The 13448-nt window shown below is 66.8% G+C and carries 14 protein-coding genes; 6 read left to right on the forward strand and 8 right to left on the reverse strand.

The features are described 5' to 3' along the window. Nucleotides 1-15 precede the first annotated feature (15 nt). Entirely contained in the window at nucleotides 16-897 is an 882-nt protein-coding gene (locus ACFYOW_RS18465; protein WP_387289337.1) for a hypothetical protein, read from the reverse strand. A 367-nt stretch (nucleotides 898-1264) separates the two neighbouring features. Between ACFYOW_RS18465 and ACFYOW_RS18470 the strand changes: the two genes are divergently transcribed. Continuing rightward, nucleotides 1265-1747 carry an adenosine-specific kinase gene (locus ACFYOW_RS18470; protein WP_387289338.1) on the forward strand — a complete coding sequence of 161 codons (483 nt, stop codon included), beginning with the start codon at nucleotides 1265-1267 and terminating at the stop codon, nucleotides 1745-1747. Nucleotides 1748-1872: 125 nt separating this feature from the next. Here the strand turns inward: ACFYOW_RS18470 and ACFYOW_RS18475 are convergent, their stop codons facing one another. Continuing rightward, on the reverse strand, nucleotides 1873-3036 hold the full coding sequence (locus ACFYOW_RS18475) for an NADH:flavin oxidoreductase (protein WP_387290061.1): 1164 nt from the start codon (nucleotides 3034-3036) through the stop codon (nucleotides 1873-1875). Further along, the gene (locus ACFYOW_RS18480; protein WP_387289340.1) at nucleotides 3036-3614 is read right to left on the reverse strand and encodes a TetR family transcriptional regulator; all 579 of its coding nucleotides are present in this window, start codon (nucleotides 3612-3614) and stop codon (nucleotides 3036-3038) included. The genes ACFYOW_RS18475 and ACFYOW_RS18480 overlap by 1 nt, the downstream gene beginning before the upstream one ends. Nucleotides 3615-3751: 137 nt before the next feature. On the opposite strand from ACFYOW_RS18480, the gene ACFYOW_RS18485 reads away from it, so the two are divergent. Continuing rightward, nucleotides 3752-4126 carry a DUF488 domain-containing protein gene (locus ACFYOW_RS18485; protein ID WP_387289342.1) on the forward strand — a complete coding sequence of 125 codons (375 nt, stop codon included), beginning with the start codon at nucleotides 3752-3754 and terminating at the stop codon, nucleotides 4124-4126. Nucleotides 4127-4137: 11 nt separating this feature from the next. On the opposite strand, the gene hrpB is transcribed toward ACFYOW_RS18485, so the two are convergent. Continuing rightward, entirely contained in the window at nucleotides 4138-6555 is a 2418-nt protein-coding gene (gene hrpB, locus ACFYOW_RS18490) for an ATP-dependent helicase HrpB (protein ID WP_387289343.1), read from the reverse strand. 323 nt (nucleotides 6556-6878) lie between these two features. Between hrpB and ACFYOW_RS18495 the strand changes: the two genes are divergently transcribed. From ACFYOW_RS18495 to ACFYOW_RS18505, 3 genes are all read left to right on the forward strand, one after another. Beyond that, nucleotides 6879-8033, forward strand: a complete 1155-nt coding sequence (locus ACFYOW_RS18495; protein WP_387289345.1) for an FIST N-terminal domain-containing protein — start codon at nucleotides 6879-6881, stop codon at nucleotides 8031-8033. Next, nucleotides 8030-8791, forward strand: coding sequence for a Mut7-C RNAse domain-containing protein (locus ACFYOW_RS18500; RefSeq protein WP_387289347.1), 762 nt, complete (start codon nucleotides 8030-8032; stop codon nucleotides 8789-8791). Before ACFYOW_RS18495 ends, ACFYOW_RS18500 begins: the two co-directional genes overlap by 4 nt. 201 nt (nucleotides 8792-8992) lie before the next feature. Then, nucleotides 8993-9898 (forward strand): ADP-ribosylglycohydrolase family protein, encoded by a 906-nt coding sequence (locus tag ACFYOW_RS18505; protein WP_387289349.1) that lies wholly within the window; start codon nucleotides 8993-8995, stop codon nucleotides 9896-9898. A gap of 383 nt (nucleotides 9899-10281) precedes the next feature. Here ACFYOW_RS18505 and ACFYOW_RS18510 read toward each other — a convergent pair whose 3' ends face one another. After that, nucleotides 10282-10869, reverse strand: a complete 588-nt coding sequence (locus ACFYOW_RS18510) for a LysR family substrate-binding domain-containing protein (RefSeq protein ID WP_387290063.1) — start codon at nucleotides 10867-10869, stop codon at nucleotides 10282-10284. Nucleotides 10870-10884: 15 nt separating this feature from the next. After that, entirely contained in the window at nucleotides 10885-11151 is a 267-nt protein-coding gene (locus ACFYOW_RS18515) for a LysR family transcriptional regulator (protein ID WP_387289351.1), read from the reverse strand. A gap of 121 nt (nucleotides 11152-11272) precedes the next feature. Between ACFYOW_RS18515 and ACFYOW_RS18520 the strand changes: the two genes are divergently transcribed. Then, nucleotides 11273-11635 carry a DoxX family protein gene (locus ACFYOW_RS18520; RefSeq protein ID WP_387289354.1) on the forward strand — a complete coding sequence of 121 codons (363 nt, stop codon included), beginning with the start codon at nucleotides 11273-11275 and terminating at the stop codon, nucleotides 11633-11635. 68 nt (nucleotides 11636-11703) lie between these two features. Here ACFYOW_RS18520 and ACFYOW_RS18525 read toward each other — a convergent pair whose 3' ends face one another. Next, the gene (locus tag ACFYOW_RS18525) at nucleotides 11704-12732 is read right to left on the reverse strand and encodes a MerR family transcriptional regulator (protein ID WP_387289356.1); all 1029 of its coding nucleotides are present in this window, start codon (nucleotides 12730-12732) and stop codon (nucleotides 11704-11706) included. Continuing rightward, nucleotides 12726-13373: a HEAT repeat domain-containing protein gene (locus ACFYOW_RS18530; RefSeq protein WP_387289358.1), complete on the reverse strand. Its 648-nt coding sequence runs from the start codon at nucleotides 13371-13373 to the stop codon at nucleotides 12726-12728. Before ACFYOW_RS18530 ends, ACFYOW_RS18525 begins: the two co-directional genes overlap by 7 nt. Between the last annotated feature and the right edge of the window lie 75 nt (nucleotides 13374-13448).

Consider the following 13448-nt stretch of genomic DNA (forward strand, 5'->3'; position numbering starts at 1 on the left):
CCGACTCGACCGGGATCAGGAACAGCTGCCGCCGGAGAATTCGTCGAGGTGCTGGGAGATCACGGTGGCGAGCCGGTCCAGGATGTTCGTTCCCTCGGAGAGGCTGCCCGAATCGGGCTGGATGGCAATGGCGACCGCGATCTGACCGCCCGGTCCCTGGATCAGGCCGAATTGGCGGACCAGATAGGAGCCGGAGGTGTCGGGCCCCCAACCACCTTTGAATTCCGCGCCCTTGAGTTCGCCGAGGCCCCAGCGCTGACTCGACGTGATCTGTTCCATCAGATCGATCACGTCCGAGCTCTGCGGTAGGCATGGCAGCCGGGAGGCGAACCGAACTTGTTCGGTGAGCGCCCAATCCGCCTGTCCGAATGCGGAGGCATCGGAGCGCGTCTTGGTGGCAGGCACTGTGGTCTTGGTGTCGCCGCCCTCGCGCAGCACTGCCTCGACCGCCTTGGCCGCCTCCTGGCCGGTGCCGAGCGACTGCCAGAGGGTATCGGCCGCGGCGTTGTCGGACTGGGTGATCGCCGCCGTCGCCGCGTAGCTCGAGCTCGTCGAACTCTTGCGCTGCGACGCGATGACCAGGGGTACCTTCATCGTCGACCAGGCGGGTCCGGTGGTCCAGTCGCCGAAGGTCACCATCTTCTCGCCGCCGACCGGCATGATCGCCATGCCCAGCTTGCCGTGCACACTCAACTGCAGTTCCTGGAAACCGGCGGCCAGTGTGCCCGGCACGGTGACGGATAGGTGCTGCTGATCGGTGTGCGCGGCGGCCGCGGTGATGCTGGGCTCCGCAGAGTACCTGTCGGCGTCCGTGCCGCATCCGGCCACCATGAGGAGTCCCGCCAGCGCGGTACCGCCGACCGCTTTTCGCAGGCGCCGGGATAGCTCAAAATACATACTTCGACACATTCTCGTTTCGAACTCCCCCGCGTTTCGATGTCAACACGGCGTCCCGACACCGTACTTGGCATCGACACCGACCGCCCACCGCAACCGCGCCAACGCCGCCGAACCCCGAACAGCGACAACGGCTTACACTGTGGTCAACCAGCATGTACACCGTAATACGTCCGCTTTGCGCCACTGGTAGTCCATTACCGCGCGCGGCCGCCCTCATCCGCGAACTCCTTGTGTTCATCGCCTCGCAACGTACTCGACAATTCCGACACAGCCCACTTTTCCTGGTACCGGGGGTACCGCGCGCCTCGAAGGGATGGGCGTGTCACCCTGGCGCAGGGGCTCGAATGCGGCGCAGGATAGTTCGATGGAGCTGACTTCGGTACACATCGATAAACCGGACGATCTCAACGTCATCATCGGGCAGGCCCACTTCATCAAGGCGGTCGAGGACCTGCACGAGGCACTGGTCGGGATCAGTCCGCATCTGCGTTTCGGGTTGGCATTCTGTGAGGCGTCCGGGCCGCGGCTGATCCGGACCTCCGGCAATGACGACGATCTGACCGAACTCGCCACCAAGAATGCCGTCGCGGTCGGCGCGGGACATTCGTTCATCGTGTTCCTGCGCGAGGGCTATCCGGTCAATGTGCTCAATGCGGTACGGCAGGTCCCCGAAGTCTGTGGAATATTCTGCGCCACCGCAAATCCGGTCGAGATATTGATTGCCGAGACCGAATCGGGACGCGGAATTATCGGAGTCGTCGACGGGGGCGCGCCACTCGGCGTCGAAGGCCCCACCGACAAAGAGGCCCGCAAACAACTACTGCGCCAAATCGGATACAAACTGTAATACCCGCCGCCACAATCCAGTCTGCCCGCCCTCGACTACCGCAGGCTCCTGGGATCTGGACACCCGATCACCATGTATTGGCGGCGGCAAATCTCGAGAGTTCCCCGCCACCAATACATTCTCGGCTAATTGTCACGGAGGACGCAGCGGGTGCGGGTGTAGATGGTGGGCATGCATTCGTTGCAGTGGATGCAGGATGATCGGGTGTTTTGGTCGGCTTGGATGCGGAGGAGGAGGTCTGGTTCGCGCAGTAGGGCTCGGCCCATGGCGACGAATTCGAAACCCTCGGCCATTGCGGTGCGCATTGTGTCGAGGTCGGTGATGCCGCCCAATAGGATCAATGGCATTGATAGTTCTCTGCGGAACTGGCTGGCGCGTTCGAGTAGGTAGGCATCGCGGTATGGGTACTCGCGGAGGAAGCCGCGGCCCATCAGGCGGAAACCCCAGCGTGCCGGGGCAGGAAGAACTTTCGCGAATTCCTTGCGTGGTGCGTCGCCATGGAACAGGAGCATCGGATTTAGCAGGGAGCTGCCCGCGGTGAGTTCCAAGGCATCCAGTGCGCCGTCCGATTCCAGCCACGCGGCCACCTGCAAGGACTCCGGGAGCGAAAGGCCGCCGCGCACACCGTCTTCCATATTCAGCTTCGCGGTGACGGCCAAGCGGTCACCGACGGCTTCGCGCACCGCTACCGCGACCTCGCGGGCGAGCCGGGCGCGGTTGGCCGGGGAGCCGCCGTAACGATCCTTGCGCCGGTTCAGTAGCGGGCTCAGGAACGAACTCACCAAATAGTTGTGGCCGAAGTGGATTTCGACCGCATCGAAACCCGACTGCTCGGCGAGCCGGGCGGCATTCGCGTAATCGGCTATGACCGTGGCGATTTCGGACAAGTCCGGAACGTGCATCGGGCGCATACCGAGTGGGCTGAACATTCGGCTCGGCGCCAGCGCGGGTGCGCGATTGGATGCGGCATTGGCCACCGGTCCCGCATGACCGATCTGGGCGCTGACGGCGGCGCCTTCGGCGTGCACGGCGTCGGTGAGTTTGCGCAACCCCGCGACGGCTTCCGGGCGCATCCAGATCTGGTGCCGGTCGGTGCGGCCACCCGGCGATATCGCGCAGTAGGCGACCGTGGTCATACCCACTCCGCCTGCGGCGATTTCGCGATGGAAGTCGATCAGTTCGTCGGTGACCAGTGCGTCCGGTGTTCGTCCTTCGAAGGTCGCGGCCTTGATCACCCTGTTGCGCAATGTGATCGGGCCGAGTGTGGTCGGTGCGAGTACTTCGTTCATCATTTCTCTCCTGGCGTGGTCAGTCCGGCGACCACGAAATCCCGCAGTGTGCGGACCGCTTCGTCCGACAGCTCATGCTCCCCGGTGCCGACACCAGCGAACCGCACGATGATCAGGTCGAACGCCAATCCCCAGCGCCGCCGACTCTCGCGTTCGCTCAGCTCCGGCAGCAAGCCGACCCAGGTGTCCATGCGGAACCAGTGCCGACGCCACATCGTCGGGTGCCGACCGAGGACGAATTGGGCCAACAGCCGCAGGTGCAGCCGCCCGACGGGATCGGCCGCCAATCCGATGAACGGCTCGATCACCGCATCCACCAGCGCCGCTACCGAACCGTGCGCGGCCGTCACCTCGGTCAGCTGTTCGGCCCACAATGATCCGAGCCGATCCTCCAGCAACGCCGCGACCAGCGCTTCCTTCGAGCCGAAGTGATAGTGCACCGCAGCGGGATTGGCCCCCGCCGCCGCGCAGATCGCCCGTACCGAGACATCGTCGTACCGCTCGGTGAGCAAGAGTCGCTCGGCCGCCAGCAATAGCCGCTCGCGCGTGCCCGCCGCCGCGGCTGCCTGTTCCACCATGACTGCAGTCAACCAGGTTCCCATCATCGATTCAATCACTGATTGAATCGACGATTGCCGAACGCCGGAGGCCTAGCATGGGAGCTACCTCCAGAGCTCCACGCGAGGAGAAGTGACCAGCTCAGGATGGGAGCACGATGAGCCAGCACGTCACCTACCGGAGAATCTATGAAGCGCCGATTCCGTCGGACGGCACCCGCGTGCTCGTCGATCGGGTCTGGCCGCGCGGGATCCGCAAAGTAGACGCGCACCTGGACGAGTGGATGCGTGACATCGCGCCGTCGACCGAACTGCGCAAGTGGTACGGGCACCAGCCCGAGCGCTTCGCCGAATTCCGTCGCCGATATCTAGCGGAACTGCGCGACACCCAACACCGTGCGGCCGTCACGCAGCTGCGCGAGATCGCCCGCGAACATCCGGTGACCTTGTTGACCGCCACCCGCGACGTAGACCACAGCCAGGCCGCCGTCCTGGCGAATTGGATTGCAGCAGAGGCCAATTCGCCGGACTGACGCGTTGGGACCTAGCCGGCGTTACGGGCGGTGCCGCGGTGGGCGGGAACGCTGGTGGGATCCTCCGGCCATGCGTGCTTGGGGTAGCGACCGCGCAGGTCACTGCGAACTTGCGGCCAGCCGGTGCGCCAGAACGACGCCAGATCCGCGGTGATCGCGACGGGGCGTCGGGCGGGCGAGAGCAGGTGCAGCACGATCGGGATTCGCCCATCGGCCAGCGACGGTGTCTGCGTCCAGCCGAAGACCTCCTGCACCTTGACCGCGAGCACCGGCGGGTCGGTGGCGTAATCGAGACGGACGCGACTGCCGGAGGGTACTGGCAGGCGTTCCGGCGCGAGTTCGTCCATGCGCGCGGCATCGGGCCACGGCAGTAGGCGGCGCAATGCCTGTCCCGCATCGATGCGTTCGAGGTCGGCACGGCGCCGCGCCGTCGCTAGTTCGGGGCCGAGCCAGGCGTCGACATCGGCCAGCAGTGATTCGTCGTCGACCGACGGCCAGGGGGCACCGAGCGTGCGGTGCAGGAAGTCGAGGCGTTGACGGAGGGCGACCGCATCGGAATCCCAGTGCAGCAGAGCGAGTCCGGTCGAATTCAGGCCGCGTCGCACTGCCGCGCCGAGCAATTGGCGATCGGGATCACTAATCTGGCGCTCCGACAATATGATCGAGCCCAATCGTTCGACCCGCCGGGCAACCACGTCACCGTCGACCCAATCCACCTCGTCCGTTGTCTCCAGCAGACTCGATGCCGCACGTCGGGCGAGCTTTTCGTCGGCGATCGCGGCCGACCGGATGCGCCCGTCGGAACGTCCCGGATCGCGTGTCGCCACCGCGACGGCCAGCCATTCCGCATCACCCAATCCCGAACCCGGCGGCAGGGTCACCGCCGTGCCACCCGCCATCAGATAACTCGCCGAGCCTGGACCACGTCGCCGTGCCAGCCGCTCCGGATGTGCCAGTGCGACAACGAAAGCCGGATCGTCGTCGCCATCCGTCGCGTCGACCAACCGCGACAGACGCTCGACCTCCCGCCGCCAGCGCGGTGGCCGCTCACGCCGCAACGCGCGCAGACCGGCCACGAGATCGACGCCGGACACGAGGGTGTCATCGTCGAGAACCGTGACAACCTCCGCCGCCGCCCGGGTGCCGACCTCGGCGGCACCGTCGAGCAGCGCTCGTGCCAATCGGGGATGCAGTCCGACTCGTGCCATGTGGCGGCCGCGCTCAGTGACCTCGCCCGCTCCGGTCACGGCTCCCAACGCACGCAACACATCTCGGCCAGCGGCCAATCCGCCCTGCGGCGGTGCATCCCACCACGCGAGGCCATGACCATCGGGGGTGCCCCAACACGCGAGCTCCAATGCGAGACGAGTCAGATCCGCCGTGCGAATTTCCGGCTCCGGATAGGCAGGCAGGGTGCCGTTCTCGTACTCCGGCCAGCAGCGCCACACCTTTCCCGGAGCCTCGCGTCCCGCGCGCCCAGCCCGTTGCTCGGCGACGGCAGCCGAAACGCGAACTGTCGCAAGGCCGGACAACCCACGTCCTCGATCGATGCGCGGCACCCGAGCCAGACCCGAATCCACCACGGCGCGTACCCCCGGCACCGTCAGACTCGATTCGGCCACCGCGGTGGACAACACGACGCGCCGCCGCGAGCCCGGCCGCAACGCGATATCCTGCCCGGCAGCGGAAAGCCTGCCGTGCAACGGAACCAGATCGACGTCTGCATCGACCAAAAGATCCATGGTCCGGCGGATTTCGGCTGCTCCGGGCAGGAAGACCAGCACATCCCCGTCGCCCCCGGTCAGCGCCGCCCGGGTGGCGCGGGCCACCTGCGCTTCGCTGCGTTCCCGTGGCAACGACGGAACATAGGTCGTCTCCACTGGATAGGCCCGGCCCTGCACCTGGACCACTGGCGCACTACCCAGCAGCGCCGAAAGACGTTCGGCCGCAACCGTTGCCGATGTAGCGAGCACCCGCAGATCCGGCCGCAACCCGGCCCGCGCATCCAGCAGCAACGCCAACAGCAGATCCGCGTCGAGATGCCGCTCATGACATTCGTCGAGGACAACGACATCCACGCCCGCCAACTCGGGATCGCCCTGCAACCGCCGCACCAGCAGCCCGGACGTGACAACCTCGATCCGGGTCCGGGCACCGACCCGCCGATCTCCCCGGACCGAATACCCGACAGTCTCCCCTACCGACTCACCCAACAGCGCGGCCATCCGCCCCGCCGCCGCTCGCGCCGCCAATCGGCGCGGCTCGGCCACCACCACCCGCCCGGTACCCTCCAACGCCAGCGGCACCAATGTCGTCTTCCCGGTTCCCGGCGGCGCGACCAATACGGCGGTGCCACGCTCGGTCAATGTCGCGACAATGCGGTCGAGCGCGCCACGCACGGGCAGATCGGGAAGCTCGGGCAGTTTCATTGCCAACCAGTCTGCAGCCCGGCACGAAGAACCTGAAGCGCACCCCGCTGGCCGTGCCGCGCTGACATCGGTGCAGGACGACCCCGATCGGAAACCGGGAATTCTCGGCGCGAGCACCTGTGCTGATGAGCACCCGCCGACCAAATACGCGCCTACAACGTGTTGGGCTGGGATTACGGTGCCCTCAGCATCCAGACGGCCAGCTGGTTCCCTTACCGATGCTCACACCCACCGCCCCGACGGCAGGTTTTCGCCGAATTCCGCTGAAATGCCTTGTGCAGCAACATCACCCATGCTCACATACGGTTCGCTACGATGGAGATGTGCGGATCGGAGTAGGGCTCTCCACCGCGCCGGGAGCGTGGCAGGCAGGAGCGGAAGCCGCAGCGCACGCCCGCGATCAGATCGCGGGCGAGACGCCGTCGCTTGCTGTGCTGCTGGCATCACGTGCACATACCGACGATGCCGCGGCCGTACTCGCCGGAGTCCACCAGACGGTCCAGGTGCCCGCACTCGTCGGATGCGTGGCGCAGGCGATCGTCGCCGGCCGCCGTGAGATCGAGGACGAGCCCGCGGTGGCGGTATGGCTGGCATCCGGACTGCCCGCCGCCGAGACGTTCCAGCTCGACTTCGTCCGCACGGCGACCGGAGGGGTACTCGCGGGCTACCGCTTCGACAAGGCCGCACGCGACTTCCACCTGCTGCTGCCGGACCCGTTCTCGTTCCCCGCCGACATTCTGCTCGAGCACCTGAATACCGAACTGCCCGGTACCACCGTGATGGGCGGGCTGGTGAGCGGCACGCGCGGGCCGGGCGGCTGCAGACTGTTCCGAGACCGCGATGTGGTGACCTCCGGCGCGGTCGGCGTGCGACTTCCCGGACTGCACGGAGTTCCCATCGTGTCGCAGGGCTGCCGACCGATCGGCTATCCGTATATCGTCACCGGCGCGCGTGGCGCGCTGATCACCGAATTGGGCGGCCGACCGCCGATCGTGCGGTTGCGCGAGATCGTCGAGGTCATGCCACCCGACCAGCAGGAACTGGTGACACACGGGTTGCAGATCGGCATCGTGGTCGACGAGCATCTGGCAGTACCCGGACAGGGCGATTTCCTGATCCGTGGCCTCCTCGGTGCCGACCCGTCGAGCGGCGCGCTCGAGATCGGCGAGCTCGTCGAGGTCGGCACAACCGTGCAGTTCCAGGTCCGCGACGCGGTGGGGGCGGACGAGGATCTGCGTGCGGCCCTCGTTCGAGTGGGTTCGGATCTGCCAGGACACCCTGCGGGTGCGTTGCTGTTCACCTGCAACGGGCGGGGGCGCCGGATGTTCGGGGTCGCGAACCACGACGCCGCCATGATCGAGGACCTGCTCGACGGCATACCGCTGGCGGGCATCTTCGCGGCGGGCGAGATCGGTCCCATCGCCGGCCGCAATGCGTTGCACGGATTCACGGCATCGATGGCGGTATTCGTCGAATGAGCGTCGACCTGCGGGTCTACGCCGAGCTGAACGATTTTCTGCGGCCCGACGAGCGATACACGGTGCTGTGCCGGCCGTTTCGTCCGCATCAGAGCGTGAAGGACGTCATCGAGGCGGCTGGTATCCCGCACACCGAGGTCGACCTGGTTCTGGTCAACGGGCAACCCGTCACCTTCGGCCAGCGCCCCCGCGAAGGCGATCGGATCACCGCCTATCCCGTATTCGAAACCCTGGACATCGGCCGGGTTACCAGAGTGCGCCCACACCCACTGCGCGAGCCGCGCTTCGTCGCCGACGTCAACCTCGGCGGCCTCGCCAAGCTGATGCGGCTGATGGGCCTGGACGTGCGCTGCCGGTGGGACGCCGACGACGCCGTACTGGCCGAGTTGTCGGCGGCCGAGCACCGCATCCTGCTCACCCGCGATCGTGGACTGCTGAAGCGGCGCAACGTAACTCACGGCGTGTACATCAGATCGGACCAGCCGGTCGATCAGATCGTCGAGGTGATCCGCCGATTGGACCTCGTCGAACGGTTGGCGCCGTTCACCCGCTGCCTGCGCTGTGGTGGCTTCGTTGTCGCGGTCGCCAAAGCCGAGGTCGAAGATCGGCTGCAACCGCTCACCCGCCGCCATTACGACACGTTCCGACAGTGCGGCAACTGCGGACGGATCTACTGGGAGGGATCGCACCAGGTCCGGCTCAACGCGACGGTGCAGGCGATCCGCACGCGCCTGAACCGATCCGTTCTGTGCCAGTAGACGTACCGAAATCAGTTCCGAGGCAAACTCTTTCAGTTCGGCATGGCCGATCTGCTCATCCGTCGGCCTCGAGCACTGGAACCGGGCGGCCGCTACAGGTTCATCAACCCGACCCGCGCTACCGAATTGACAAAGACGACCGGACTCGGCTTCCGGAGAGGGTTGCGGTGGCCGGTCGCGGTTGGCATTATTGGCCACCGTATGCCGTTGGTTTCCGATTCCGCGTATCACAGCCTCGAGGGTTTGTCCGTTGGTGATGCGCTGGGAGCTCAGTTCTTCGTGCCCGGCCACTCCGTCGCTGATCTGCTCGCCGGGCGACCACCGGCGGCGCCGTGGCAGTGGACCGACGACACCGAGATGGCCTGTTCGGTGTACTCGGAAGTCCGCGGCCGCGGCTGTGTCGACCGGGACGCGCTCGCGGGCGCCTTCGCCGATCGCTGCGAGCCGTATCGTGGCTATGGCGGCGGCACAGTCGTTGTGCTGCACGAGATTCGCGACGGGCGCCCCTGGGACGAAGCGGCCGCGGCTGCTTTCGGCGGGCGCGGATCATGGGGGAACGGGGCTGCGATGCGGGTCGCGCCGCTCGGGGCGTACTTCGCTGGAGACCTCCGTCGAGCCGCAGCGCAGGCCGCGCTGTCCGCCGAGGTCACCCATCGGCACCCGGAGGCCATCGTGGGTGCCATGGCGGTCGCCGCCGCGGCGAGCCACGCCGCGGCGACTCGCGGAAAAGGCTGTGCACCAAGTGAATTGCTGCAGGCGGTAGAGCCGTATCTGGTTGATGGCCGGACCGCGGACGGTGTCCGGCGAGCTCGAAAGCTGCTCGGCCGATCGGTAGCCGAAGCAGCGTACGAGTTGGGCAATGGCGCACAGGTCAGCGCGCAGGACACGGTTCCGTTCACGCTGTGGGCAGCCGCCACATTTCTCGATGACTATCCGGCCGCCGTCACCGCGTGCATCGAAGCCGGAGGGGATATAGACACCACAGCCGCGATCGTCGGCGGAATCGTGGCAGCACACACCGGGATCGGAAACCGAGGCACGACACACGGAATACCGCAACAGTGGTTGTCAGCGCGCGAGCCGCTGCCCGCATGGGCGACAGACTGACGCCGGTCAACAGCGACGCGAGCCGCCCGGAGACGGACATACGCATCTGTCGTTGATGACCTCGTTTGCAGCGTGCCGGTCCCAGACCGCGCCGGGCCAGGCCGCAAGCCGGCCGCATTGAGGGTAGCTGGCGAGGTCATCATCCTCGGCGAAGAAAGCATTCCGCCAGCGAGTTCCCCCACACCGGCCTTCGCCGCTGGTATATCGGCCCACTGCAACGCGATTCGAATTCCTGGCCTTCGGCGCGACGTTCACGGCCGGGGTCGAACCTGCCGGTGGACGGCGGCCACTCCCGGCTCTGACAAGCTCTCAAAGGCGCTGCCGGACATGCCGCGAATTCGACCTCATGGCCCAATCTGCAGGCAGCTCGGCGAGCACTACACCTACCAGGACCGCGGCCCATTCAGGCGATATGCGGCCGTTGCTGTCTGCACGAACGACCGGATCAAGGGGTTGGTGTCACCTTCGTTCCAGACGACCACCACACGGCTCGGCGCCATATCGACCAGTGGGACTACGGCCAGTCCCTCGGGCACGGTGTGCCCGAGGGGGGCTATGCCGACGGTGCCGTTCCAGAGCACGGCCTGCACGCATTCCTGGACGACCCGCACCACCGGGCCTTCCCGCGACTCGCCTCCGTTCCAGTAGGTCTGCCAGATGGGGTCGGTGCCGTCGGGGAACTGGAACCAGCGACGGTCGGCCAGGTCGGCCAGCTTCAGGTGGTCGCGGTGGGCCAGTGGATCGTCGGCGCGCAGTACCGCGCCGACCGGGTCGGCGCGCAGTTCACATGCGGCCAAGGCGGTTTCGTCGAATGGTGCGCGGGTCACCGCAACGTCGACAAGCCCGGCCTTCAGTCCGCAGGTGGGGTCGGTGAAATCGGTGTCGCGAATGCGGATGTCGATACCGGGGTGCTTGCGGCGGTAAGCGGCGGCCAGCCTGGTGACCCCGGGGTCGGTGCCGTCGCCCAGGATGCCGACGGTGAGGTTCTAGGCTCCGGCCGCGGCGGCCACCCGCGCGCTGACACGGTCGGCCTGATCGAGCAGTGCGCGCGCCTCGTCGAGCAGCACCGCCCCGACCCGGGTGAGACCGACGCCGGTGGGTGCTCGGTCGAACAGGGAGGCGCCGACTTCTGTCTCCAGTTGCTGGATGGCGCGGCTCAGCGGTGGTTGGCTCATGTGCAGCCGGGCGGCGGCACGACCGAAGTGGCGTTCCTCGGCGACAGCTACGAAGTAGCGCAACGTACGTAGCTCCACGCTGCGACGATACCCGTTCGGTATTGGCATCGCAGAACAAGTCTTGGACGTCCTCGGCGGTCCGGCGGTGCAATCGAAATATGACCTACGAAGCCAGGAACGTCATCGCTGGAGGGGGATCGTGAACATCGCATTCTGGATCATTGCCGGCCCGCTCGCCCTCTTCTATCTGTATGCGGGCGGGGCGAAGGTCATTCGAAGCCCGGATCAACTCCGGCCCATGATGGCCTGGGTGGACCGCCTACCACTACCGGCGGTCCGGGCCGTCGGCGTGCTCGAGATTCTCGGCGCGCTCGGACTGATCCTTCCACCACTGACCGGCCTCGCGCCCTGGCTCGCCGTGGCCGCGGCCATCGGTTTCGTATTCCTGCAACTCGGCGCGATCCCGGTCCACCTGACCGGCGAAGATCAAAGGGTCACCCTCAACATGACACTTCTATTCGTAGCCGCCGTGACCGGTTGGCTGGCGACCACCTGGGTGTGATTTCCAGCGACGTAGCGACAGATCGCTACGTGACCAGCCGCCACCGCTGGAGCGATGAGCGAACATCTCTAGGGCTGCCTGAGCTCGTCGTCCGGCCGTTCTTCGAGCGTTTCCACGAGGGCAGAGGCGAACAGGGCCACGGCCCGATCATCGTCGTGGGCCAGTTGCCGCAGGGTATCCAGCGCGATCGTGCCCGGCATCTCGGCGAGGGCCTGGGTCAGTCGGATCCGCACCGCCGAGTCCGCTGTGTGTGCGGTGAACTCGTCGACCAGCGCTCTCATGATCCGGTCTGCCCACTTCGCGTCCCGCGCCAACGTTCCCAACAGCTCGGCCGCCTCCACATCGTTCGTACCCTCGACCACCGTGCCGACAAGTTCCGGCACAGCCCGGGTCACACCCCGCGCACCCAGTGCGAGAGCAGCATGTCTACGGACCGTCGCGTCCGCGTCCCCGAGCGCGTCGATGAGCACCGCGGTCGCCTCGTCGCCCGGGAGCTCGGCGAGCGCCAGGACCGCGCGCCGCCGGACGTCGACATCCTCGGAGACCATGCCGGATGCCACGCTCGCCACGCCGTCACCGCCGGCCCGTGCGAGGGCCCACCGCAGGGCCCCCGCAACGTTCGGATCGGATTCGGTGAGGACCGCCTCGGCCAGTAGCTCGGCGGGCACCGGCACGTCCTCGGCCGAGGCCAGGACGGCCTGCTGCCGCCGGGCGGCACTCTGCGAACCGAGTCCGTGCAGGAGCTCGACGATGCGCAAGACGTCTTGCCAGTCGGCGGGCTCGGCCGCATCGACCGTACGGAGCCGGTCGAGGAGTTCTCGCTCCCGGTTCAGTCGTTCCTCGGTCTTTCGGATGAGGTCGCCGACCAGTCCGGACGGGGTGAATCCGGGGCCGCCGAGAGCGCGTCCGATCTGGCTCAGTGACAGTCCCAGGGACCGCAGCCCCTCCACATGGAAGATCCGCCGGATGTCTTCGGGAGAGTATTCGCGGTAGCCACCCACGGTGCGGCCGGTCGGTCGTACCAGCCCGAGCGAGTCGTAATGCCTGAGCATCCGGGCGCTCACCCCCGAGCGGCGCGCCACCTCACCGATCAGCACGCAGTTGTCTCCGCTCGGTCCGGACCGAGCGCGACGACCCGTCTGGCCGCCCCGATGGCGAGGTCGAATCCGGCATCAGGGTCCCGCAGAAGCCGCTGCGTGGCGCTCGCGTGCGCACGCACCGTCGGGTCGTGACTTGCCAGCGCCTTTCGAAGGACCGGCTCGACCACGTCGCCGAGCGCGACGAGGGCACGGCTCAAACTCAGTCGTACCTCCCGGTCACCGCGGCCGAATTGCGTGGCCAGCTCCGCGGCCAGCCCTTGCTTTGCCCCGTCGGGCACGAGAACGACAGCAGCGCGCCATGCACTCCGCGCGACCTCGTCGTCGGCATCGTGCAGCAATGACCGCGTGATCGCGGGCCATGCGTCTCTGTCCCCGATCTTGGACAGCGTGTGCAGCGCTTGGCTGCGGGCCTGCGCGCGTTCGGAACGGAGTTCCGCGCGGAGTTTCGCAACAGTGATCTCCGGCGGGAGACGGGTCAGCGCCCACGTGAGCATGTCGCGCACAAAGAAGTCCGGCTCGATCGCGCACCGTTCCAAGAGCGCATCGACGAAACCGGGCTCGGGATGCGTGCCGACCGCCAGAGCCGCCTCGAGCCGCGTCGACGAGTTCCCAGCCGCCAATGCGTCGAGCAGTCGCATGTCCTGTGGATTCCTGTGTGTCGAATTGATGTGGACCACCTCCGACAGCCAGTGAAGGCCTTCACACAGTGACAA

Source organism: Nocardia sp. NPDC006982 (genome assembly GCF_042869435.1).
Taxonomy (GTDB): Bacteria; Actinomycetota; Actinomycetes; order Mycobacteriales; family Mycobacteriaceae; genus Nocardia.